A 21,972-nucleotide genomic window follows, 5' to 3' on the forward strand; every position below is an offset into this window, starting at 1 on the left:
CGCTGGACTCCGATGTCCTCGGAAGTCCGGGCCGGCAAAACGGGGACACTGGATATTCTGTGGCTTGGATACGCCCATTGCGCCGGCACCCACTGAGACAAGCGCTATTGGCCGCAGCATCTACCGACGCAGCGACCACCCCGGTTATTCGGTTGCCACCTTGGAGATCGCCGACAGGGTACTGTTGAACTGTACCGTCTCATTGAAGCTCTTCACGATGGCACTGAACTTATCCTTGGCGCTCTGCAGTTGCTTGAGTCGCACGTTCAATTCTTCGTTCTTGCGCTTGAGCAAGCTTTCACGCTCGTCCAGATCATTGACTCGGTTGCGCAAGCTGACCACTTGCTCGTCGATGCGTTGCTGCTCCAACTGGATAGCTTCAGCCCGCTTGATCGTGGCCTTGTCTCTTAAATCGACTGTCTGGGCCAGTTCCTTGAGTGCTTCGCTGCGTTCTGCCAACAGTCGGCTATTCTCGGCGGCCATTCGATCCAGGTTGGTCTTGGCCTCCTTGAGATGACTCTCCAGTTGCTGCAGGCGCTCCTCCTTGTCTCCAGCCAAGCGCTCGCGCTCCTGTAGCTGCTGGTTCAACTCCTCCAACTCTTCCTGCAGACGCACAGCAGCCTGTTTCTGCTGAGTCAGCCCCTGGGCCATACCCGCAAGCGAGTTCAAGGTGCTCTGGACATCGGAAAGCACATCATCCGGGTCCGCCTCGTTCTGCGGAACGCTCAGCGCGGCGGCAACCTCCTGCAACTCCGCAGAAGTAACGGGAGCCGTGTCTCGCACATCGGCTTCAGGTAACTCAACGTACACTTCGGTCATAACTGTTTCCTTCTGGATAAAGTGTCCCTGAAGCGCTGCCTCTTCAGAGTTGCTGTCGCTTGCCTGGCTTACTGCGACTGCAGGTGATGCGTATGGGGCCTCCGATTCGGCCTGGACTCCGGCTGGTTCGGCCGACGCAATCGGGACCTGATCGTGAGTACCGCTGGCCGCTGCCAGCACAGCCAAGGCATCTTCCAGGCTTGCGATGACGGGTTCGAAAGCAAAGGCGCCATCGTCAGGTGCGCTCGCTTCCCGATCATCTGCCGGGAGGCCGGCCGTGACCTGACCGAGTGGCCGAGCCAGCGTTCCAGAGTCCCCTTGCATGGCTGTCGCCGGCGTACCCGATTCATGTTCATCGGCAACTACCACAGGGCTCGGCCGCTCGGCGGCGGCCTCGCCAGCAGGCGCGTACACTGAGGCAACTTGCACCACAGCTTCCGACGCGGCTGCGTCAGGGGCTCCCTGCTCGGAGGGATCGAGCGCGCCGGGCACTGGCGGTAATGACAGTTCTGCAGCGGTGGGAGATACGACTGCCTGCGACTCGGCGTGCTGCACTCTCTTCGAGTGGGGGCCTTCAGTGGCAGCGACTCCATGCCGCTCATCCCTGCGTAGAGTCTCCGAAATGCCCATCACCTGAGGCCTGGCGCTATCCGTTGCGGCATCGGGACCGCACGCCTGGGCGGGCGTGCCGCCGGTCGACGGAGAGTCACCCAGCCTGCTGGATCCGGGCAAAAGGCTCGCCCAGGAACGAAATGCTTGTGGAGGCAGCCTGATGCCCTGGAATTTCAAGTCCCGAGGAACCGGCAGATTCAGCGCGCTTCGCCGCCACGGACGCCCCCAGGCAGCAGCGGAGGTAATCTGAAGTGCCAGATCAACGGGTTTGAAGCGATGCCCAGGATCGACCGGGGCTGGCGCACTATGGTTTTGAGTCATGGTCACATTCCGGCGGGACGTTGAAACGGCGCAAGTTTCGCTCGACCGGAGCGCTGGTGTTATCAGCCTTTGCCTATGCCTCTGAAGAATTTTCCCATCACGTGATCCCGCGCTGGGCATAGCCGCCTGCCCCACCGGCAAAGGTACGATCAGTCATGGTTCCAACGACTCGAGTTCCTTGTCGCCACACGGCCTGCGCTCAGACGGCGCAGGAGGCCGGCCAGGTCCAATACCATCGTCAGGACGAACAGCGGTCCCCCCAGGAAGAGCATCGAAGGGGCGAGCGCAATGGCCTTGTCCGGTGCGATGACCAGAAAGCCGGACAGGAGGGCGACCGAAAGTATGAGCACCAGCTTTATCAGAATCGACGCAAAATCGAAGATGTCGTCCATTTCGTGCTCCGGCACATCAGGTTCAAGCGGCTTGTATAGCCCCGCCCGAAAGGCATGGAAATCGGAAATATCCTGCTATCCACCCGTCAAGTCTGAAGGCAGCTACAAGCGCCCGCCCCTGCAGACAAGCGTCATATCGATGCAATGATTCCGACTTAATCTGCCGCGCCAACGATGTCTCAAATGGAAGTTGACCCATGCAGTACAAGTCGAGCCCCAGCGACGCCCAACCCTGGCCTGTCACCATCGCCTGGCTCACCATCGCGTTCATCTGCTACGCGTTCCCCTGGTCGGCCTTTGCCGCCCTGCCCTCGTCCCAGGGCGGTGAGCCGGTACTGCGCATCCAGGGCTCCAACACCATCGGCGCGCACCTGCTGCCGGAGCTGGTGAAGGGCCTGCTGGTCAGCGAAGGCTTCAGCGAGGTCAGCGCCAAGCCGGGCAAGGCGGAAAACGAGCAGCGCATCATTGGCCGCACCGCGGACGGCAAGGAGGCCATCATCGACCTCGCTGCCCACGGCTCCAGCACCGGTTTCGTCGCGCTGAAGGACAACACCGCCGAGCTGGCCGCCGCCTCGCGCCCGATCAAGGATGCCGAGGTCGCGGGCCTGTCGGCGTCGGGCAACCTGCGCAGCGCCAAGGCCGAACAGGTAATCGGCATCGACGGCCTGGCGATCATCGTCAACGCGGCCAACCCGCTGGACGAACTGACCAGCGATACGCTGGCGAAAATCTTCTCGGGCGAAGTCAAGACCTGGGAGGAACTCGGTGGTCGCGGCGGCGCCATCCGCCTGTACTCCCGCGACGACAACTCCGGCACCTTCGATACCTTCAAGGAACTGGTGCTCGCCAGCCACGGCAAGGCGCTGGCCAGCGGCGTGCAGCGTTTCGAGTCCAGCGACCAGTTGTCCGCCGAGGTAAGCAAAGACCCGCAGGGCATCGGCTTCGTCGGCCTGTCGTCGATCCAGAAGTCCAAGGCACTGCGCATTGCCGATGGCGATTCCCAGGCCATGCCGCCCTCCACCACCCTGATCGCCACCGAGGACTACCCGCTGTCGCGCCGCCTGTTCCTCTACATGAAACCCGAGGAGCCGAACCGTTGGGCCCGCGCCCTACTGCAGTTCGCCCAGGGCGACAAGGGCCAGGCGCTGGTCAGCGCCAGCGGATTCGTCGGCCAGCGCGTGCAGGCGGTGAAGATGGCTCCGCGCGCCAGCATGCCGGAGAACTACCAGGCCCTGGCCCGTGACGCCGAGCGTCTGTCGGTGAACTTCCGCTTCCGCGAAGGCAGCGCCACCCTGGACAACAAGGCCCAGCGCGATATCGACCGCCTGCTCGCCTACCTGCAGCAGAACGGCAAGATGAACAAACAGGCGGTACTGGTCGGCTTCGGCGATCCGAAGCAGGACCCGGCCCGCGCCGAACTGCTCTCCAAGCTGCGCGCCATGGCCGTGCGCCGTGAACTGGCAAAGGATGGCGTGATGTTCCGCGAGATCAGCGGCATGGGAGACGCCTTGCCAGTGGCGGCCAACAGCGACAACGACGGTCGGGTAAAAAACCGCCGCGTGGAAGTCTGGGTTTACTGACTACCGGGCCGCCAGATCGCGCCATTCCATGAGGCAATGAAAAGCCCGGCCAATGGCCGGGCTTTTCATTGCCTCATGGGATCGAGCTCAGTGCTTGGCCGGCACCAGCAGTGGCTGCACCGAAGCGTCGAAATTCCCAGGCGCGTTCCAGCGCGAAACAGGCAACCGGCGATTGGTGATTGCCGATCAACTGATTACGCCCCAGGTAGAACCACCCCTGCCAGCGCTCCGGAAAGCGCTCCGTGGCGCGGCGCGCGACGGCTGTCGAGATCGCGTTGAAATAGGTATCGGCGCTGACCTGTTCGAGCAGTGCCAGCGCCTGGTCAACCAGCAGGCAGTCGAATGCTTCCAGGATCCGGGCAAATATCTGCCACAGACTCTGGCATTCGAACGACAGCGAGCGCAGCTCATTGGCGTGCTGCATCGCCTGGGCGAAACCGGACATCACCGGATTCTGCAAAGCTGCGGTCATGATCGATCTCCCGCTCCCGTCAGCGCTTCGCCGCGTTCAGCAACTGCGCAACTTGCGGTTGGAAGTACGCGACCGGAACACGGTAGTCGTTGCCCAGCAACTTCCCCCGGCCGTACCAGAGCACGCCCTTCTGGGTGAGGACCAGGCCCTTGTCGACGGAGAAGTCGTAATGCACACCGGTGTTGCTGATGAACTCCAGCCGGTCCGCGTCTGCGTGGAGCAGCTGAAACTTCGCGTCGGCCCCGGGCATCCTGGCGGGAACGAGTGCCAGATAGGAAGGTGCCAGGCGACCGAACAGCTCTCGGGCACGCTCCTGATACTGGGATGGCGACAGACCAGGTTTGCCTTGCAGGTCCCGGGCGATCAGAGCGAAGACTTCAGCGTTGGCTCGCGACTGAGCGATTCTGATTGGCAGCATGCGTGACAGTAACTGAGTGTCGAGCTGCCGAGCAGCAGGCGATTCTTCCGTCGCCTTGTCCGCGGACTTGCCGGCGGAGGGAGCGGCCTTGTAGAACTCTTGAGGATCAGCCGCGGTCAGCACAGCAGCGGCCTGGAAGGCCGCACAGGCAGTGGCCTGGGCAGCCCTGTCGGTATTCACCAGCAGCGCGCTGGCATCCTGACTCTGGCGTGGAATGCGGTCGACATTGATCCCCATTCCGGCCAACCGCGCATTGACTTGAATCTGAGAGACTTCGCCCCGGGCCAGACCGCAGATCAACGGCATGAACTCCATGGCGCGCTTACCCTGGAAGGATGGGGATAACGACAACACCGCGTCCTCGATGAACAGCAACGTGGGCACCTTGACCCAATTGACGGGAGTGGTGGCCTTCGCCTGCGGTACCTGCGAGGGGAAATTGCAGCCGGCAAGCGTTGCGCCAATGAGCAATGCGGCAGAAAGGGCTTTGAGTCTCATGATTGAACCTGGTGGAAGGAATGGCATGGACGCCGGGCCAATGGGCGTTCGGCTACTGGTTGCGCCATGCTAGGTTTCCGCTGTCCTGGGCACGTTCATCGAACCCTGAGACGAATGTAGGAATATTCCTGATAGCTACTATTTCAGTGCGAGTTACCTGTACGGGTGTGGACTAGACTTCCCACAAGCAGCAGGCGTGCCTCCCTGCCAATGTAGGAACTTGTTACGTTCCATCGCTTGCCTGCGGCGCCCGCTCTGCTATTTTCCCGCCAGTGACGCCGGGCCCCTCTGACGGTTGCCAACCGCCATGTCGGAGTCACTTTTCGACAACGACACTAAGGGAGGGGCCACATGACAGCTCTGCACGCCTTTTTGACCGAACCATTCCTCGGAACCGCCACCTGGTTCTGGCTGGCCTTCCTGGCCATCGTGATTCTTCTGCTGGTACTCGACCTGGGCGTCCTGCAACGCGACCACCATGAAATCGGTGTGCGCGAAAGCCTGATGCTGTCCGCCGGCTACTTCGCCTGCGGCCTGGCCTTCGGTGGCTGGGTCTGGTACGAGTTCGGCGCTACCAGTGCGGTGGAGTACTACACCGGTTTCCTCGTCGAACAGTCGCTGTCCATGGACAACGTGTTCGTCATGGCGATGATCTTCGGCTTCTTCGGCATCCCCCGCCGCTACCAGCACCAGGTCCTGTTCTGGGGCATCCTCGGGGCCATCGTCATGCGCGCGCTGATGATCGGCCTGGGCGCCGCGCTGGTGAAGGAATTCGAGTGGATCATGTACGTGTTCGGCGCCTTCCTGCTGTTCAGCGGCGTGAAGATGCTGTTCAGCAAGCATGACGCCGAGCCGGACCTGGCCAACAACGCGGTGCTGAAGTTCCTGCGCAAGCGCATCCGCATGACCGACACCATCCATGAGCACCACTTCTTCGTGAAGATGCCGGATGCCTCGGGCAAGCTGGTGCGCTACGCCACCCCGCTGTTCCTGGCGCTGATCCTGATCGAACTGGCCGACCTGGTGTTCGCCGTGGACAGCGTGCCGGCGATCTTCGCCATCACCCAGGACCCGTTCATCGTCTACACCTCGAACATCTTCGCCATCCTCGGCCTGCGCGCCCTGTACTTCTCGCTGGCGGCGATGATCCACCGCTTCGTCTATCTGAAATACGCCCTGGCGCTGGTCCTGGTGTTCATCGGCACGAAGATTTTCCTCCACGGATTCATCGGCAAGGTTCCCGCAGCCCTGTCCCTTGGCGTAACCTTCGGCCTTTTGGCGGGTGGCATACTGCTATCCTTGCTCAAGACCCGCCGATCCAGCGAGGAACCGCTGGAAGTCGTCAGCCAGGAGAGGATCCATGCAAGCGCTGGAGGTGAGGATCGAAGCCGTTGAGTTTCGCGGCCGGGCCTATTGGCAGGTCCGTCTCGGTCGTCGCGCGCTGCGCTTCCCCCATGAGGCCGCCGCGCGCGCCTTCGCCGCCCAGTTGCACACGCGGCGGGAATGGCTGATCGAGCAACGGGCGAACGCCGATGGGCCGGAACCGGCTCCCTCGCCATGAACGAACAAGGCCAGCGCAAGCTGGCCTTGTTCATGGGGGCGGCTGTTCGCGAGCAAGCTCGCTCCTACGAAAAGCCGGCCCACGTCTCTACAGCAGGCGCCCTCCTGTAGGAGCGCGCCCTGCGCGCGATCGCGGGCATGGCCGCGCCTACAAAAAGCGTCACGACCCGCCCATGAAAAAGGCCCGCATCAGCGGGCCTTTTTCATGGGAGCTTGCGATCAGTGGCTGCTGCGCAGCGCGTCACGCGGTACGTACTTGCCGATTTCGAACTTGCCGATAGCCGCGCGGTGCACTTCGTCCGGGCCGTCGGCCAGGCGCAGGGTGCGCTGCATGGCGTACCAGTAGGCCAGCGGGAAGTCATTGGAGACGCCCGCACCGCCGTGCATCTGGATGGCGCGGTCGATCACCTGCAGGGCAACGTTGGGCGCCACCACCTTGATCTGGGCAATCTCGCTCTGGGCGATCTTGTTGCCGGCGGTATCCATCATGTAAGCGGCATTGAGGGTCAGCAGGCGGGCCTGGTTGATCTCGATGCGCGAGTTGGCGATGTGGTCGATGTTGCCACCCAGACGGGCCAGCGGCTTGCCGAAGGCGGTACGGCTGACGGAACGCTTGCACATCAGTTCCAGCGCGCGCTCGGCCATGCCGATGGAGCGCATGCAGTGGTGGATACGGCCCGGGCCGAGGCGACCCTGGGCGATCTCGAAACCGCGACCTTCGCCCAGCAGCACGTTCTCGTAGGGCACGCGGACGTTCTCGAAGAGCACTTCGGCGTGGCCATGCGGGGCGTCGTCGTAGCCGAACACCGGCAGCGGACGGAGGATCTTCACGCCGGGGGCGTCGGTGGGCACCAGGATCATCGAGTGCTGCTGGTGACGCGGCGCGTCCGGGTTGGTCAGGCCCATGAAGATCATGATCTTGCAGCGCGGGTCGCAGGCGCCGGAGGTCCACCACTTGCGGCCGTTGATGACCCACTCGTCACCATCACGGACGGCGTTGGCTTCCATGTTGGTGGCATCGGACGAGGCCACGCCCGGCTCGGTCATGGCGAAGGCGGAGCGGATCTCGCCGCGCAGCAGCGGCTCCAGCCAGGTGCGCTTGTGCTCTTCGCTGCCGTAGCGGACCAGCACTTCCATGTTGCCGGTGTCCGGTGCGGCACAGTTGAACGGCTCGGAGCCGATCAGCGAGCGGCCCATGATCTCCGCCAGCGGCGCGTATTCCATGTTGGTCAGGCCGGCACCCAGCTCCGAGTCGGGCAGGAACAGGTTCCACAGGCCTTCGGCCTTGGCCCTGGCCTTGAGGTCTTCCATGATCTGCGTGGGCTGCCAGCGGTCGCCCTGGGCCACTTGCTCCTCGAATACCTTCTCGGCGGGATAGACGTAGGCTTCCATGAACGCGGTGAGGCGCTCACGCAGATCCTGAACCTTGGCGGAATAAGCGAAATCCATGGGGGCTAACCTTCTGGCGGCGGTTGTTTGTGTGGTGATGATGCTAGAACAGCGAAAGGCATTTACCCAGCCTATTATCCGAATCAATGAACATTCATAACCCGTATGGACCTGAGCGTTCGTTCGGGTATGATCGGCCGCAGAACAAATACAAGCGGAGCCCTGGAATGAACCTCAGCAAGGTCGATCTGAACCTGTTCATCGTCTTCGACGCGATCTACACGGAAGCCAACCTGACCCGCGCCGGGCAGATAGTCGGCATTACCCAGCCCGCCGTCTCCAACGCCCTGGCCCGCCTGCGGGAAACCTTCAACGATCCGCTGTTCGTGCGGACCGCGCAGGGCATGGTGCCCACGCCGATGGCGCAGAACATCATCGGGCCGGTGCGCAACGCGCTGCAGTTGCTGCGCGTCTCGGTGCAGGAGAGCCGCACCTTCACGCCGACCCAGGCGAGCAAGACCTACCGCATCAGCATGACCGACCTCACCGAGGCCATCGTCCTGCCGCCGCTGTTCCAGCGCCTGCGCCGCCTGGCGCCGAACGTGCACATCGAGAGCTTCCTCTCCAAGCGCCGCGAGACCACCAAGGAACTGGCCGCCGGCCGCCTGGACTTCGCCGTGGATGCGCCACTGAACACCGACCCGCAAGTGCGCCACGTCAAGCTGATGGAAGACCGCTACGTCTGCGCCATGCGCCAGGGCCACCCACTGGCCAAGGACAAGCTGAGCCTGGACGAGTACCTGTCGGTGGCGCACATCCAGATTTCCAGCCGCCGCAGCGGCCTGGGCTACGTGGACCTGTCGCTGGGCAAGATGGGCCTGCAGCGCAAGATCGCCCTGCGCTCGCAGCACTACCTGATGGCTTCGACCGTGGTGCAGCAGACCGACATGGTGGTCACCGTACCGGAGCGCTTCGCCCGCCACCACGGCCTGCATTTCGTCGACCTGCCGGTGAACGACGTGCCCAAGCTGGAAACCCACCTGTACTGGCACGAAAGCACCGACCAGGACCCGGCCAACCGCTGGATGCGCGAGCAGATCATCGAGCTGTGCCAGCAGGTGACGGCGCGGGAAGCGCGCGAGGCGGCGGAGCGCGCCTGATGCTTCGAGCGATGCCCATCGATGGGTATCGCTGCGCTCCGCGCCATCCTGCGGTCGCCACTCCCGGACGCCGCGCTCCTACCGGGTGAACCCGGCGTCCGAATGACTTGCAGGAGCGAGCTTGCTCGCGAATCGCCCAGCCGCAAAAGCCCCTGTGAGCATTGTTCGCGAGCAAGCTCGCTCCTACGAAAAGCAATCCTTCCCGCCAGATAAGCCACCCGCAGACCCCGCCCTGCTGAAGTGCCTGTCCAACGAACAGGCCGGGGTCTGCCGGCGAACCATTTACAGGCTCCGCGCGATCACCAGCCGCTGCACATCGCTGGTGCCTTCGTAGATCTGGCACACGCGCACGTCGCGGTAGATGCGCTCCACCGGATAGTCCTGCAGATAGCCGTAACCGCCGAGGGTCTGGATCGCCGCGGAGCACACGCGTTCGGCCATTTCCGAGGCGAACAGCTTGGCCATGGAGGCTTCGGTCAGGCACGGCAGGCCGGCTTCGCGCAGGCTGGCGGCGTGGTGGACCATCTGCCGCGCCACGGCGATTTCGGTGGCCATGTCGCTGAGGCGGAAGGCCACCGCCTGGTGCTGGATGATCGGCTTGCCGAAGGTCTCGCGCTCATGGGCGTAGTCGCGGGCGTATTCGAACGCCGCACGGGCCATGCCGACGGCCTGCGAGGCGATGCCGATGCGCCCGCCCTCCAGGTTCGCCAGGGCGATGGCGTAACCCTGCCCTTCCTCGCCCAGCCGGTAGCTGGCCGGGATGCGCACATCATCGAAGGCGATCTGGCAGGTATCGGAAGCGTGCTGGCCGAGCTTGTCCTCGACGCGCACCACGCGATAGCCGGGCGTATCGGTGGGCACGATGAAGGCACTGATGCCCTTCTTGCCCGCCGCTGCGTCGGTCACCGCGAAGACGATCACCAGGCCGGCATGCTTGCCGGATGTGATGAACTGCTTGCTGCCGTTCAGCACGTAATGGTCGCCGTCGCGGCGCGCACGGGTCTTCAGGAAGCTGGCGTCGGAGCCGGCCTGCGGTTCGGTCAGGGCGAAGGCGCCGATCATCTCGCCACGGGCCAGCGGCACGAGGAACTGGCGCTTCTGCTCGTCGTTGCCGAACTTGGCGATGGGCATGCAGCCCACCGAGTTGTGCACGCTCATGATGGTCGAGCAGGCGCCGTCGCCGGCGGCGATTTCCTCCAGCGCCATGGCGTAGGCCAGGTGGCCGGTCTGCGCGCCACCCCACTGCTCCGCCACCAGCATGCCGAGGAAGCCGAGGTCGGCCATTTCCTTGATGGCTTCGGCCGGGAAGCGGTGTTCGCGGTCCCAGTCGGCGGCGAAGGGTTTCAGCCGCTCCTGGGCGAACTGGCGGGCAACATCGCGGATCTGGATATCTTCTTCGCTGGGAATCATTTCTCGCTCCTTAGGCCAGGCGCTCGACCGCGATGGCCGTGGCTTCGCCGCCGCCGATGCACACCGAGGCCACGCCACGCTTGAGGTCGTACTGCTTGAGCGCCGACAGCAGGGTCACGATCACCCGCGCGCCGGAGGCGCCGATGGGGTGGCCGAGGGCACAGGCGCCGCCGTGGACGTTGAGCTTGTCGTGGGGAATGTCCAGGTCGCGCATGGCGGCCATGGCGACCACGGCGAAGGCTTCATTGACCTCGAACAGGTCGACGTCGCCCAGCGCCCAGCCGGTGCGCTGCATCAGGCGTTCGACCGCGCCCACCGGGGCAGTCGGGAACAGGTTCGGCGCGTCGGCGTAGGACGAATGCCCACGGATCGCCGCCAGCGGCGTCAGACCGCGCTTCTCGGCTTCGGACAGGCGCATCAGCACCAGCGCGGCGGCGCCGTCGGAGATGGAGCTGGCGTTGGCCGCCGTCACCGTGCCGCCGTCACGGAAGGCTGGTTTCAGGGTGGGAATCTTGTCCAGTTTCGCTTTGGGCGGCTGCTCGTCCTCGCTGATGGCGCGCAGCTCCTTGCCAGCCTTCACGGTGACCGCGACGATCTCGTCGTGGAAGCGGCCTTCGCTCATGGCCTTCTGCGCGCGGGTCAGCGAGGTGATGGCGTAGTCGTCCTGCTGCTCACGGGTGAAGCCATATTTCTCGGCGCAATCCTCGGCGAAGGTACCCATCAGGCGGCCCTTGTCATAGGCGTCTTCGAGGCCGTCGAGGAACATGTGGTCGAGCACCCGGCCGTGGCCCATGCGGTAGCCGCCGCGGGCGCGATCCAGCAGGTACGGCGCGTTGGACATGCTCTCCATGCCGCCGGCCAGGGCGACGCGGGCGCTGCCGGCGAGGATGGCGTCGTGGGCCATCATCGCGGCCTTCATGCCCGAGCCGCACATCTTGTTCACCGTGGAGCACGGTGTGCCGCGCGCCAGGCCCGCGCCCAGCACGGCCTGGCGCGCCGGCGCCTGACCCTGCCCGGCGGCGAGCACGCAGCCGAGCACGGCTTCGTCCACGTCTTCGGCGCCCAGGCGGGCGCGTTCGACGGCTGCGCGGATCGCTGCCGCGCCGAGGGTAGCGGCATTCACATCCTTGAAGTCGCCGAGGAAGCCGCCCATGGGGGTACGGGTGGCGCTGACGATGACGATGGGATCGTTCATGACTCTGACCTCCTGCTTACTTCGCGGCCATGCGGATGGCGCCGTCAAGGCGGATGACCTCGCCGTTGAGCATGCTGTTCTCGATGATGTGGCGGGCCAGCGCGGCGTACTCGTCCGGGCGACCGAGACGCGGCGGGAACGGCACGCTGGCGCCGAGGGAATCGCGCACTTCCTGGGGCATCGCGGCCATCATCGGCGTCTCGAAGATGCCGGGGGCGATGGTCATCACGCGGATGCCCGAGCGCGCCAGTTCGCGGGCGATCGGCAGGGTCATGCCGACCACCGCGCTCTTGGAAGCGGAGTACGCGGCCTGGCCGATCTGCCCGTCGAAGGCGGCGACCGAGGCGGTGTTGATGATGATGCCGCGCTCGCCGCCGGCGTCCGGCTCGTTGCCGGCCATGGCTTCGGCCGCCAGGCGCAGCATGTTGAAGGTGCCGATCAGGTTGATGTTGATGGTGCGGGTGAAGCTTTCCAGCCCGTGCACGCCGTTGCGGCCGATGACCTTTTCCGCCGGCGCCACGCCCGCGCAGTTGGCCAGGCCGTGCAGCGCGCCGAAGGCATCCAGCGCAAGTTGCACGGCGGCTTTGCCATCCGCTTCGCTGCACACATCGGTGCGGATGAAGCGCGCATTCGCCTCGCCCAGTTCGGCGGCCTGGGCCGCGCCGGCTTCGGCGTTGATATCGGCCAGCACCACCTTGGCGCCGGCGCTCACCAGCAGTTTCGCGGTGGCTGCGCCGAGGCCGGAACCGCCGCCGGTGATGAGGAATACCTTGTTCTGGATCTGCATGAAGTCTCTCCGCTGTACTTAGTGAGCCGCCGCTTTCTCGGCCGCTTCGCGTTGTTTGGCGATCTCCTGGTTGCGCAGGAGGAAGCGCTGGATCTTGCCGCTGGGGGTCTTGGGCAGCTCGTCGACGAACTCCACTTCCCGCGGGTAGCTGTGCGCCGACAGTCGCTTGCGCACGTACTGTTGTAGTTCCTCGGCCAGCTCCGTGCCCGGCCGGTAGGACGAACAGAGCACCACGAAGGCCTTGACCAGTTCGGTGCGCTCCGGGTCCGGCTTGCCGATCACCGCCGCCTCGATCACCGCCGGGTGCTCGATCAGCGCACTCTCCACGTCGAACGGGCCGACGCGGTAGCCGGAGGTGGTGATCAGGTCGTCGGCGCGGCCGACGAAACTGATGCTGCCGTCGGCGTTCAGCTCCACGGTGTCGCCGCTCAGGTAGTAGTCGCCGACGAAGGATTTGGTCTGCATGCCCTGGTAGCCGGCGAACCACATCAGCGGCGACTGGCGGCGGTCCATGGCCAGCACGCCGGGCTGGCCGGCGGGCAGTTCGTTGCCCTGCTCGTCCAGCACCACCACGCGGTGGCCGGGAATGGAGAAGCCGGCAGCGCCCAGGTGCACCGGGTGCTGCAACTCGTGGTGGTTGGCCAGCACCATGCCCAGCTCGGTCTGGCCGTAGTGGTCGTGGATGGTCACGCCCAGCTCGCTGGCGAACCAGCGGATGACTTCCGGAGTCAGCGGCTCACCGGCGCTGCTCACCGCGCGCAGGCGGCCCTTGAGCGGTTTCGACACGGCCTCGCCGGCAGCGATCAGCAGGCGATACGCAGTGGGCGAGCCGGCCAGGTTGGTGATGGCGTACTTGCGCACGATGCGGCAGGTGCTCTCCACCGTGAACGCGCCTTCGTAGAAGGTGATCGGGTGCCCCATGGCCAGCGGCCCGGTGACACCGTAGTAGAGGCCGTAGGCCCAGCCCGGATCGGCGAGGTTCCAGAACGAGTCCTCCTCGCGCAGCCCCACCGCATCGCGCATGTAGCCCACGAACGCGACTATGGCTTTGAGCGGCACGGCCAGCGGCTTGGCCAGCCCGGTGGTGCCGGAGGTGAACATCAGCAGGAAGGTGTCTTCACCGCTGCGCAGCACCGGTTCGAAGTCCGGCGAATGACGCTCCAGTTCTGCCCAGAAGCTGTAGTCGCCGTGACGGATGCCCTGCCCCTTCGGGCCACCGACCGTCACCAGCGTGGGCGCCTCGGGCACCTCGTCGAGCTTGCTGCGGTTGGCGCCGTCGGTGACCACCACCTTGCTGCCGGCCAGCTTGACCCGGTGCTCGATGGCCTTGGGGCCGAAGGCAGTGAACAACGGCTGGTAGACCGCGCCCAGGCGCCAGGTACCGAGCACGGCGATCAGCAGCTCCGGGGTGCGCGGCAGCATGCCGGACACCACGTCGCCGGGGCGTACGCCGAGGCCATGGAGGAAGCTGGCGAAGCGGCCGGAAAGCTCCTTGAGCTGGGTGAAGGTGTAGGAGGCGCTGTCGCCGTCCTTGCCCTCCCAGAACAGCGCGACACGGCCAGGGATGGCGTGGCGGTCGCAGCATTCGACACAGGCGTTGAGGGCATCGAGGTTGCCGGCCAGGAAGGCATCGGCAGTGGCACGGTAGTCGAACTCGGCCGTGGCGGCGGTATGGGAACGCATCGCGGAACTCCTGGGTTTGTTCTTGTCTGGAGTCCCCTGATGTTCCCGCCGCGCTGGCGCGCGGGCAATGTCGAAAGCCGCCAATCTGGATGAGCGGATTGGACAGCCGTGGTGTGGCTTGAGGGTTGGTGCCGCGCTGTCTGCGATGGGTTGGTTGGGTGCCGTGCGGTTCGCGAGCAAGAACTAGGCGTCCCCCTCGCTCCTACAGGTTTGCACCGTACGCTCTTCGTAGGAGCGAGCTTGCTCGCGAACCCGACCTGGCACCGCCGTCACCGGCTGATCGCGGGCGTAGCCCGCTACTGCAGGGATGTTTCGGCGTTTGGACGGGCCCTCTCCCCAGCCCTGGCTGCGCGCCCCGCTCCGAAGGGAGAGGGAGCCGTATGGTGCGAGAGGAAAGTACAGCGTCAGTCGGCAAACGATGGAGCAGGAAGAACGCCTATCTTCTCGGTCGCTCCCAACAGTCCCCTCTCCCTTCGGAGCGGGGCGCGCAGCCAGGGTTAGGGAGAGGGGCTTTTCGCCTGTAGCAGAAGGTCAAACGCGGAACTGATCCATCAACCCCTGCTGATGATTGGCCAGCTTGTTCAGCGACTGGCTGACCTGCGCCGATTCCTGCGCCTGGCTCGACAGCGATTCGGTCACGTCACGGATGCCGGCCACGTTGCGGTTGATCTCCTCGGCCACCGCGCTCTGTTCCTCGGCGGCGCTGGCGATCTGCAGGTTCATGTCGGTAATCACACCCACTGCGTCGCCGATACGCTTCAGTGCGGCAACCGCCTGTTCGACCTGGCTCACGCTGTCCTGCGCCTGGCGGTGGCTGTTGCTCATCGCGCCGACCACATCGCGGGTGCCGTTCTGCAGGCCTTCGATGACCTGGCGGATTTCCTCCACCGAGTCCTGGGTGCGCTTGGCGAGGTTGCGCACCTCGTCGGCGACCACTGCGAAACCGCGGCCGGCTTCCCCGGCGCGGGCGGCTTCGATGGCGGCGTTGAGCGCCAGCAGGTTGGTCTGCTCGGCGATGCCGCGGATCACCTCCAGCACCGAGCCGATCTGCTCGCTGCTGGCGGCAAGGCCTTCCACCTGGCTCATGGCGCTGCTCATGTCGCTGGCCAGTTCGTCGATCAGGCGGGTGGTGTTGTCGATCACATTGAGGCCATCACGGGTCGCGCCGTCGGCGCCGCGTGCGGCATCGGCGGCCATGGCGGCGCTGTTGGCGACGTCATGGGCGGTGGCGCTCATTTCCTGAGAGGCAGTGGCCACCTGGTCGACTTCGCGGAACTGCTGCTGCATGCCGGCGCTGGTCTGGCTGGCGATTTCCGAGGACTGGTCGGCGGTGGCCCGGGCGTCCTGCACCGAGGATTTCACGTCGCGGATGATCGGCTGCAGCTTGTCGAGGAAGCGGTTGAACCAGCCGGCCAGTTCGCCCAGCTCGTCCTTGCCGGCGTAGTCCAGGCGCTTGGTCAGGTCGCCTTCGCCACTGGCGATGTTGCGCAGCATGGCGGCGACATTGAGGATCGGACGGGTCACGCCGCGGGCGGTGAGCCACACCAGCAGCAGGCCGACGATGGCGGCAGCAAGGCCGAACAGGGTCTGCCACAGCGCGCCGCTGGAGTTGCGTTCATCCAGTTGCTTCTGCAGTTCCAGCGCCGGAGCCAGCAGCACGTCCTGCGGCACGTCGAGCACTACCGCCCAAGGCTTGGTGGCATCCGGGATCGGCAGCAGCGGCTCGAGCACGCGCAGCTGGCCGTCCTGTTCCAGCACCTGCGGACGACCGCCGGCCTGCAGGGACAGCAGCTCGGCGGCCTGGCCGGGAATGGCCTTGGCCAGCGGCTGGCCGAGCAGCGCTTCATCGCTGCTGTAGCCGGCGAGCAGGCCCGCCGGGCTGACGATGCTGACGCTGCCGGCACCGTCGTAGAGCTGGCTGTCGCCGTCGACTGAGAGCTTCTGCAGGCGGCTGAGGCTGATGTCGATGCCGATCACCGCGATGACCTTGCCCTGGTCGATCAGCGGGAAGGTCACGGTGGTCATCAGCACCTTGGTGCCCGAGGCGCTGTCGAAATACGGGTTGAGCACGCAGGCCTTGCGGGTCTGCAGCGGGCACAGCTGCCAGGTGTTGAACGGGCTGCCGTCGAGCATGGCCGAGGTGTCGGCGATCATGTCTTCGGTGACCGCAAGACCGGTCATCTCGCCGGAGGCCTTCTGCGCCCAATAGGCGCCGAAGCGACCTTTCTCATTACTGCCGGCGTCGGGCTGGTCATGGAAGTCGGCGTCCTGGCCATCCAGCGCATCGGGCTCGAAGACCACGTAGAGGCTGAGCAGGTTCGGGTTGCTCTTCAGGCCGTCGCGCACCAGTTGGTTGAGGTCCTTGCGCACGCTGGCGGCGTCCGCGCCGTGCTGGGTGCTCTGCTCGCGCAGTTGGGCGACCTGGCGGGAGAACTGGTTGCCGAAGTGGTAAACGTCGGTGAAGAAACGCTGGATGATCTCTGCCTGCTGCTCGCTGCGCGCCTGCATCCGCGACTTGGCCGCGTCCTTGAGCATGTCCGCGTTGGCCGCCTTGATCAGCTGCGCGTCGTGGTTCATCCGGAACAGCGAGAGGCCGACCAGCAGGCAGACGATGCAGAGCAGGCAGAGGCCGGTCAGCAGCGTGATCTTCCACTGGATCGAAAGGCGGGAAAGGGGCATGGCGTGGCGTCCTTGAGCAACAGGCAATTCTTTGAGGATTTATCGGCTTGTAAGGCGGCTACTTGAGCCGGGGCCTTAAATTTCAGGGCTCCTGGCGGATCAGCGCGCGGTACTGTCCGGGCGTCGATCCGGTCCATTTGCGGAAGGCCTTGTAGAAGGCACTGGTGTCGGCGAAACCCAGCTCCTCGGCCAGGTCGGCGAAGTTGCCGTCGCCGCTGTCCAGCCGGGCGATGGCGAGGTCGCGGCGCAGCTGGTCCTTGAGCGCCTGGTAGGACTGCCCTTCCGCCGCCAATTTGCGGCGCAGGGTCGAGGGCGCCATGTAGAAGTGCCCGGCGAGGGCGTCGAGGTCCGGCCAGCGTTCGAACTTGAGGCTGCGCAGGTAGGCCTTGGTGCGCGCGGCGAGGCTCTGCGGGTCGCGGTAGCGCACCAGGATGTTCGCTGGCGCGCCACCGAGGAAGCGCCGCAGCTCGCGTTCGTCACGGCGCACGGGGAGATCGAGCACCTCGGCATTGAACAGCAGGCGCGACTGGCGGCGGGCGAAATTGAGGTTCTCGGTGAACATCACCCGGTAGTCGGCGATGAAGTCCGGCTGCGGACAACGCAGTTCGATGGCCAGCACCGGAATCCGCCGCCCCACCAGCCAGCAGGCCAGGCCGTGCAGCATCAGCCACAGGGTGAAGTAGCAGAAGGCGCGCGGCGCCGGGCCTTCGGGTTCGTCGAGGACGATGGCGGCCAAGCCTTCCTGGCGCGTCAGGCGCGGGCTGAAGTCGTCGAACACCAGGCCCATGAAGCGCAGCGCGGCGTTCATCGCCGCTTCCAGGGTCGGCTCGCGCACCGCCGCGGCGGTCATGAAGTTGAAGCTGCCGGACTTCATGCGTCGCGCGTTCATGCCGAAGAATTCGTCGTCCATTTCCTTCGCCAGGCGCAGCCAGAGCCGCGCGTAGGCCTGGCTGGAGACCCGCGCGTAGGGTTTGCCGAACAGCTCCAGGGCGATGCCGGCGCCGGCCAATAGCGGACCGTCGTCGCGGCCGGCGCGACGAAACTCGGCCAGCGCTTCGCTGACCAGGCGGATGGAGATGGTGCCCTTCTCTACGCCCATGGCGCCCCGGCAAGCCGGGCGCGCGCCAAGGCGCAGGCCGGCGTCGAGCGATCAACCACGCTGGCTGCGCACCTCTTCGATGCTGATCTCGCGCATGCGGAACTTCTGGATCTTGCCGGTCACCGTCATCGGGAACTCGTCGCAGAAGCGGAAGTGGCGCGGCACCTTGAAGTGGGCGATGGCGTTCTTGCAGAAGGCGCGCAGCTCGTCCTCGGCGACGCTGTGGCCGGGGTGGAACTTGACCCAGGCCACCAGTTCCTCGCCGTATTTCTCGTCGGGGATGCCGATCACCTGGGCGTCGGCCACGGCGTGGTGGGTGTAGAGGAATTCCTCGATCTCGCGCGGATAGATGTTCTCGCCGCCGCGGATGATCATGTCCTTGCTGCGCCCGACGATGCGCACGTTGCCGGCTTCGTCCATCTCGGCGAGGTCGCCGGTGAGCATCCAGCGCGCCGGGCTGATGGCCTCGGAGGTCGCCTGCGGGTTGTTCCAGTAGCCGAGCATCACGCTGTAGCCACGGGTGCAGAGTTCGCCGATGGTGCCGCGCGGGACGATGCGGCCGTCGGCGTCGATGATCTTGCTTTCCAGGTGCGGCTGGGTGCGACCGACCGTGGTGACACGGGTTTCCAGGTCGTCCTCCGGGCCGGTCTGCAGCGACACCGGGCTGGTCTCGGTCATGCCGTAGGCGATCTGCACCTCGGCCATGTGCATTTCATCGATGACCCGGCGCATCACTTCGATCGGGCAGGTGGCGCCGGCCATGATGCCGGTGCGCAGGCTCGACAGGTCGAAGTCGCGGCGGGTCGGGTGGTCCAGCTCGGCGATGAACATGGTGGGCACGCCGTACAGCGCGGTGGCCTTCTCTTCCGCCACTGCCGCCAGGGTCGCCTCGGGCTCGAAGCTGGGCGCGGGGTAGATCATGGTGGAGCCGTGGGTCAGGCAGCCGAGGTTGCCCATCACCATGCCGAAGCAGTGGTACAGCGGCACCGGGATCACCAGGCGGTCGTGCTCGGTGAGGCCGAGGCTGTCGCCGACCATCAGGCCGTTGTTGAGGATGTTGTAGTGGCTGAGCGTGGCGCCCTTGGGGAAGCCGGTGGTGCCGGAGGTGTACTGGATGTTGATCGGCTCGTCGAACTGCAGCAGAGCCTGGCGCTCGGTGAGTTCGGCGGCGGCGATGCCACGCCCCAGTGGCTCCAGCTGGCTCCAGCGCAGGAAGCCGGATGGCGCGCTGTCGGATAGGCTGATCACCCCGCGCAGCTCCGGCAGGCGGTCGCTGGACAGCTCGCCCGGGCGCCCCTGCCCCAGTTCGGGCAGCAGGTCGGCGAGCATGCCGTGGTAATCGGAGGACTTGAAAGAGTCGGCGCATACCAGCCAGCGGCAGCCGGACTGCTTGAGCGCGTAGTCGAGTTCGTTGACCCGGTAGGCCGGGTTGATGTTGACCAGCACGGCACCGACCTTGGCGCTGGCGAACTGGGTGATGCACCACTGTGCACAGTTGGGCGCCCAGATGCCCATGCGGTCACCGGGGCGCAGGCCGAGGGCGAGGAAAGCGCGGGCGATGCCATTGACCACCTCGGCCAGCTCGGCCCAGGTGTAGCGCAGGTTCTGGTGACGCACGACCAGCGCCTCACGCGCAGCGAAACGCTCGACGGTGGCGTCGAAGGCAGCGCCGACGGTCATGGCCAGCAGGGGTTTGTCCTGCGGACCGCGGGTGTAACTCAGGTGGTTCATGGCTTTCCCTTGTTGTGCTTGTTCTGGGATCAACGCTGAACGATCGGCCCGGGCAGCGGTGTCAGACACCGGGGACCAACCTGCCCGCCGGACTGACTGGCCGGTCGCGGGCTGCGAAGCATGTTTACGTTAACGTAAAGGTAAACGCAACCCTGACTATCGGCGACAGGCCGGGCCGGGCGTCTCCGCTCATTGGAGGATAGTCAGTCACAAAGCGTGCCATCCGTCCTGAACGCCATATACGGCGGGGCTTTGAGAAGGTTTTAAGCCGATCTGAGGGAAGCGCTTGCGGTTGCATTTCGCAACAGCTCAGGCAAGCTGCCGCGCCGCGACTGCCAGCACGGCTTACGGCTTCTGCGCAGCGGGCAGCGCCGCGTCTCAATCTGTCGCAATCTGAGACGCCCCGCGCCGCGTGCGCTATGGCGGACCTTGCATTAGAATTCGCCGAAAATGCCTACATGGATGTAGATACATTCCCACTCACGCTTGCGAATCCCGTCCATGACTAGTCGTCGTTCGATACTGAGCCTGCTGTTTGCCTGTGCCGCTGTTGTCTGTTCATCGAACACTTTTGCTGCCTCCACCGCCAAGGCGGCTTCCCCCAGGGAGCTGGTGCTCGCTTCCGGCAGCGCCCTGGTGGTCGACCTGGAGAACGGCAAGACCCTCTATTCCAGCAATCCCAACCTGGTAGTGCCCATCGCCTCGGTGACCAAGCTGATGACCGCCATGGTCACGCTGGACGCCAAGCTGCCGATGAACGAGCTGATCCCCGTGGACATCTCCGAGACCGCCGAGATGAAGGGCGTGTTCTCCCGCGTCCACCTGGGCAGCATGATCAGCCGCCAGAACATGCTGCTGCTGGCCCTGATGTCCTCGGAGAACCGCGCCGCCGCGAGCCTCGCCCACAACTACCCGGGCGGCTCGAAGGCCTTCGTCGCGGCGATGAACGCCAAGGCGAAATCCCTCGGCATGACCAGCACCCACTACGTCGAGCCCACCGGCCTGTCGATCCACAACGTCTCCGACGCCAACGACCTGATCCGCCTGGCCAAGGCCGCCTACACCTACCCGCAGATCCGTCAGCTGAGCACCACGGCCACCAGCGACGCGCGCTTCAGCAAGCCCAGCTATTCGCTGAGCTTCTTCAACACCAACCCGCTGGTGCGCGCCGGCAAGTGGGACATCCGCCTGACCAAGACCGGCTTCACCAACGACGCCGGCCACTGCCTGGTAATGGTCACCATGATGAATGGCCGTCCGGTCGCCCTGGCCCTGCTCGATGCCTTCGGCAAGCGCACCCACGTGGCCGACGCCGCGCGCATCCGCCGCTGGGTGGAAACCGGCGTCGCCTCGCCGGTGCCCGCCGTCGCCCTGCAGTACAAGGCCCAGCGCAGCCAGGCGCGCGCGGCCAACATCACGGCCACCGCCGAGTAAGCTCCTCCCCCGCGCTGGCGGAGTCCGCTCCGCCAGCCGCCCTCCTCGTCCCCTCTCCTTTCTCTTCATCTGCTTGTCGCTTCAGTCCTGCTGGATGGCGCTTCCGCCACTTATATGCCGATCATCATTCAATGCTAGTATGACGACCGTAATATTCGATTGCCGGAGCCTTGCGATGACCGAACTGACCCTCACCCGTGAACAGAAGATGGCCGCCTGGGAAGCGGCGGCCGCGCAGATGCGCCAACGCCTCGCCGAGCCCGGCGTGGTGTCGTTGCAGGAGTTGCGCGGCAAGACGCCCCGGGAATTCTTCGACGGCATTGGCGCTGGCGAGCTGCCCGCCCCGCCGATCAATGCGCTGATCGGCTTCGTTCCGCTGGAATGGGGCCAGGGTCGCTTCATCTTCCAGGGCACCCCGGACATGCGCCACTACAACCCACTGGGCACCGTGCACGGCGGCTATGCGGCCACCCTGCTGGACTCGGCCATGGGCTGCGCGGTGCACACCATGCTCGAACCGGGGCTGGGCTACACCACCACCGACCTGCGCATCAGCTATATCCGCGCCCTGACCCGCGACACCGGGCCGATCCGCGCCGAAGGCACCCTGGTGCACATCGGTCGCTCCACCGCCCTGGCCGAAGGCCGCCTCTACGACGTGGATGGCCGGCTCTACGCCACCGGCTCCACCACCTGCCTGATCCTCGGGCGCTGATCCCTCAGGAGACCGACC

Annotated in this window: 18 protein-coding genes and 1 pseudogene; 6 read left to right on the plus strand and 13 right to left on the minus strand. The window is 65.3% G+C overall.

All coding sequences use genetic code 11. The features are described from left to right. Nucleotides 1-144 precede the first annotated feature (144 nt). The gene (locus J2T47_RS25960; protein WP_253453179.1) at nucleotides 145-1,248 is read right to left on the minus strand and encodes a hypothetical protein; all 1,104 of its coding nucleotides are present in this window, start codon (nucleotides 1,246-1,248) and stop codon (nucleotides 145-147) included. Nucleotides 1,249-1,901: 653 nt separating this feature from the next. After that, the gene (locus tag J2T47_RS25965; protein WP_253453181.1) at nucleotides 1,902-2,144 is read right to left on the minus strand and encodes a hypothetical protein; all 243 of its coding nucleotides are present in this window, start codon (nucleotides 2,142-2,144) and stop codon (nucleotides 1,902-1,904) included. A gap of 197 nt (nucleotides 2,145-2,341) precedes the next feature. Here J2T47_RS25965 and J2T47_RS25970 point away from each other — a divergent pair, with 197 nt between their 5' ends. Continuing rightward, nucleotides 2,342-3,724 carry a substrate-binding domain-containing protein gene (locus J2T47_RS25970; protein WP_253453183.1) on the plus strand — a complete coding sequence of 461 codons (1,383 nt, stop codon included), beginning with the start codon at nucleotides 2,342-2,344 and terminating at the stop codon, nucleotides 3,722-3,724. A 73-nt stretch (nucleotides 3,725-3,797) separates the two neighbouring features. Here J2T47_RS25970 and J2T47_RS25975 read toward each other — a convergent pair whose 3' ends face one another. Continuing rightward, nucleotides 3,798-4,196 carry a hypothetical protein gene (locus J2T47_RS25975; protein WP_253453185.1) on the minus strand — a complete coding sequence of 133 codons (399 nt, stop codon included), beginning with the start codon at nucleotides 4,194-4,196 and terminating at the stop codon, nucleotides 3,798-3,800. 19 nt (nucleotides 4,197-4,215) lie between these two features. Next, the gene (locus tag J2T47_RS25980; RefSeq protein ID WP_253453186.1) at nucleotides 4,216-5,112 is read right to left on the minus strand and encodes a hypothetical protein; all 897 of its coding nucleotides are present in this window, start codon (nucleotides 5,110-5,112) and stop codon (nucleotides 4,216-4,218) included. 351 nt (nucleotides 5,113-5,463) lie between these two features. On the opposite strand from J2T47_RS25980, the gene J2T47_RS25985 reads away from it, so the two are divergent. Next, complete coding sequence (locus tag J2T47_RS25985; RefSeq protein WP_253453188.1) at nucleotides 5,464-6,507, plus strand: TerC family protein; 1,044 nt, start codon at nucleotides 5,464-5,466, stop codon at nucleotides 6,505-6,507. After that, entirely contained in the window at nucleotides 6,473-6,673 is a 201-nt protein-coding gene (locus J2T47_RS25990; protein ID WP_253453190.1) for a hypothetical protein, read from the plus strand. The genes J2T47_RS25985 and J2T47_RS25990 overlap by 35 nt, the downstream gene beginning before the upstream one ends. Before the next feature lie 218 nt (nucleotides 6,674-6,891). Here the strand turns inward: J2T47_RS25990 and J2T47_RS25995 are convergent, their stop codons facing one another. Continuing rightward, complete coding sequence (locus tag J2T47_RS25995) at nucleotides 6,892-8,121, minus strand: acyl-CoA dehydrogenase (RefSeq protein WP_253453192.1); 1,230 nt, start codon at nucleotides 8,119-8,121, stop codon at nucleotides 6,892-6,894. A 167-nt stretch (nucleotides 8,122-8,288) separates the two neighbouring features. On the opposite strand from J2T47_RS25995, the gene J2T47_RS26000 reads away from it, so the two are divergent. Continuing rightward, complete coding sequence (locus tag J2T47_RS26000; RefSeq protein WP_081516660.1) at nucleotides 8,289-9,221, plus strand: LysR family transcriptional regulator; 933 nt, start codon at nucleotides 8,289-8,291, stop codon at nucleotides 9,219-9,221. 282 nt (nucleotides 9,222-9,503) lie between these two features. On the opposite strand, the gene J2T47_RS26005 is transcribed toward J2T47_RS26000, so the two are convergent. From J2T47_RS26005 to J2T47_RS26035, 8 genes and pseudogenes are all read right to left on the minus strand, one after another. After that, complete coding sequence (locus J2T47_RS26005) at nucleotides 9,504-10,631, minus strand: acyl-CoA dehydrogenase family protein (RefSeq protein ID WP_192295091.1); 1,128 nt, start codon at nucleotides 10,629-10,631, stop codon at nucleotides 9,504-9,506. A 10-nt stretch (nucleotides 10,632-10,641) separates the two neighbouring features. Next, nucleotides 10,642-11,826 carry an acetyl-CoA C-acyltransferase gene (locus J2T47_RS26010; protein ID WP_253453194.1) on the minus strand — a complete coding sequence of 395 codons (1,185 nt, stop codon included), beginning with the start codon at nucleotides 11,824-11,826 and terminating at the stop codon, nucleotides 10,642-10,644. A 16-nt stretch (nucleotides 11,827-11,842) separates the two neighbouring features. Continuing rightward, nucleotides 11,843-12,613 carry a 3-hydroxyacyl-CoA dehydrogenase gene (locus J2T47_RS26015; RefSeq protein WP_253453196.1) on the minus strand — a complete coding sequence of 257 codons (771 nt, stop codon included), beginning with the start codon at nucleotides 12,611-12,613 and terminating at the stop codon, nucleotides 11,843-11,845. Between the two features lie 18 nt (nucleotides 12,614-12,631). Next, nucleotides 12,632-14,296, minus strand: coding sequence for an acyl-CoA synthetase (locus tag J2T47_RS26020; RefSeq protein WP_253453198.1), 1,665 nt, complete (start codon nucleotides 14,294-14,296; stop codon nucleotides 12,632-12,634). Nucleotides 14,297-14,827: 531 nt separating this feature from the next. Further along, nucleotides 14,828-15,583, minus strand: coding sequence for a methyl-accepting chemotaxis protein (locus tag J2T47_RS29525; RefSeq protein ID WP_401035584.1), 756 nt, complete (start codon nucleotides 15,581-15,583; stop codon nucleotides 14,828-14,830). A 102-nt stretch (nucleotides 15,584-15,685) separates the two neighbouring features. Further along, a pseudogene (locus J2T47_RS29530) lies at nucleotides 15,686-16,975 on the minus strand (PDC sensor domain-containing protein); the annotation flags it as partial. Nucleotides 16,976-17,057: 82 nt separating this feature from the next. Next, on the minus strand, nucleotides 17,058-18,074 hold the full coding sequence (locus J2T47_RS26030) for an AraC family transcriptional regulator (RefSeq protein ID WP_253453202.1): 1,017 nt from the start codon (nucleotides 18,072-18,074) through the stop codon (nucleotides 17,058-17,060). 51 nt (nucleotides 18,075-18,125) lie between these two features. After that, on the minus strand, nucleotides 18,126-19,805 hold the full coding sequence (locus tag J2T47_RS26035; protein WP_253453204.1) for an AMP-binding protein: 1,680 nt from the start codon (nucleotides 19,803-19,805) through the stop codon (nucleotides 18,126-18,128). 501 nt (nucleotides 19,806-20,306) lie between these two features. Here J2T47_RS26035 and pbpG point away from each other — a divergent pair. After that, the gene (pbpG, locus tag J2T47_RS26040) at nucleotides 20,307-21,239 is read left to right on the plus strand and encodes a D-alanyl-D-alanine endopeptidase (RefSeq protein WP_253453206.1); all 933 of its coding nucleotides are present in this window, start codon (nucleotides 20,307-20,309) and stop codon (nucleotides 21,237-21,239) included. Between the two features lie 175 nt (nucleotides 21,240-21,414). Then, the gene (locus J2T47_RS26045) at nucleotides 21,415-21,954 is read left to right on the plus strand and encodes a PaaI family thioesterase (RefSeq protein WP_437181017.1); all 540 of its coding nucleotides are present in this window, start codon (nucleotides 21,415-21,417) and stop codon (nucleotides 21,952-21,954) included. Nucleotides 21,955-21,972 lie beyond the last annotated feature (18 nt).

The sequence above is a fragment of the Pseudomonas nitroreducens genome, from assembly GCF_024170165.1.
Taxonomy (GTDB): Bacteria; Pseudomonadota; Gammaproteobacteria; order Pseudomonadales; family Pseudomonadaceae; genus Pseudomonas; species Pseudomonas nitroreducens_C.

Bases quoted from the DNA above. Each gene is read 5' to 3' on its own strand.
- pbpG (WP_253453206.1), top strand. From the start codon at position 20,307: ATGACTAGTCGTCGTTCGATACTGAGCCTGCTGTTTGCCTGTGCCGCT.
- J2T47_RS25990 (WP_253453190.1), top strand. From the start codon at position 6,473: ATGCAAGCGCTGGAGGTGAGGATCGAAGCCGTTGAGTTTCGCGGCCGG.
- J2T47_RS26015 (WP_253453196.1), bottom strand. From the start codon at position 12,613: ATGCAGATCCAGAACAAGGTATTCCTCATCACCGGCGGCGGTTCCGGC.
- J2T47_RS25980 (WP_253453186.1), bottom strand. From the start codon at position 5,112: ATGAGACTCAAAGCCCTTTCTGCCGCATTGCTCATTGGCGCAACGCTT.
- J2T47_RS25975 (WP_253453185.1), bottom strand. From the start codon at position 4,196: ATGACCGCAGCTTTGCAGAATCCGGTGATGTCCGGTTTCGCCCAGGCG.
- J2T47_RS25995 (WP_253453192.1), bottom strand. From the start codon at position 8,121: ATGGATTTCGCTTATTCCGCCAAGGTTCAGGATCTGCGTGAGCGCCTC.
- J2T47_RS25965 (WP_253453181.1), bottom strand. From the start codon at position 2,144: ATGGACGACATCTTCGATTTTGCGTCGATTCTGATAAAGCTGGTGCTC.
- J2T47_RS25970 (WP_253453183.1), top strand. From the start codon at position 2,342: ATGCAGTACAAGTCGAGCCCCAGCGACGCCCAACCCTGGCCTGTCACC.
- J2T47_RS25985 (WP_253453188.1), top strand. From the start codon at position 5,464: ATGACAGCTCTGCACGCCTTTTTGACCGAACCATTCCTCGGAACCGCC.
- J2T47_RS26010 (WP_253453194.1), bottom strand. From the start codon at position 11,826: ATGAACGATCCCATCGTCATCGTCAGCGCCACCCGTACCCCCATGGGC.
- J2T47_RS26035 (WP_253453204.1), bottom strand. From the start codon at position 19,805: ATGAACCACCTGAGTTACACCCGCGGTCCGCAGGACAAACCCCTGCTG.
- J2T47_RS26030 (WP_253453202.1), bottom strand. From the start codon at position 18,074: ATGGGCGTAGAGAAGGGCACCATCTCCATCCGCCTGGTCAGCGAAGCG.
- J2T47_RS26020 (WP_253453198.1), bottom strand. From the start codon at position 14,296: ATGCGTTCCCATACCGCCGCCACGGCCGAGTTCGACTACCGTGCCACT.
- J2T47_RS26000 (WP_081516660.1), top strand. From the start codon at position 8,289: ATGAACCTCAGCAAGGTCGATCTGAACCTGTTCATCGTCTTCGACGCG.
- J2T47_RS26005 (WP_192295091.1), bottom strand. From the start codon at position 10,631: ATGATTCCCAGCGAAGAAGATATCCAGATCCGCGATGTTGCCCGCCAG.
- J2T47_RS29525 (WP_401035584.1), bottom strand. From the start codon at position 15,583: ATGCAGCAGCAGTTCCGCGAAGTCGACCAGGTGGCCACTGCCTCTCAG.
- J2T47_RS26045 (WP_437181017.1), top strand. From the start codon at position 21,415: ATGACCGAACTGACCCTCACCCGTGAACAGAAGATGGCCGCCTGGGAA.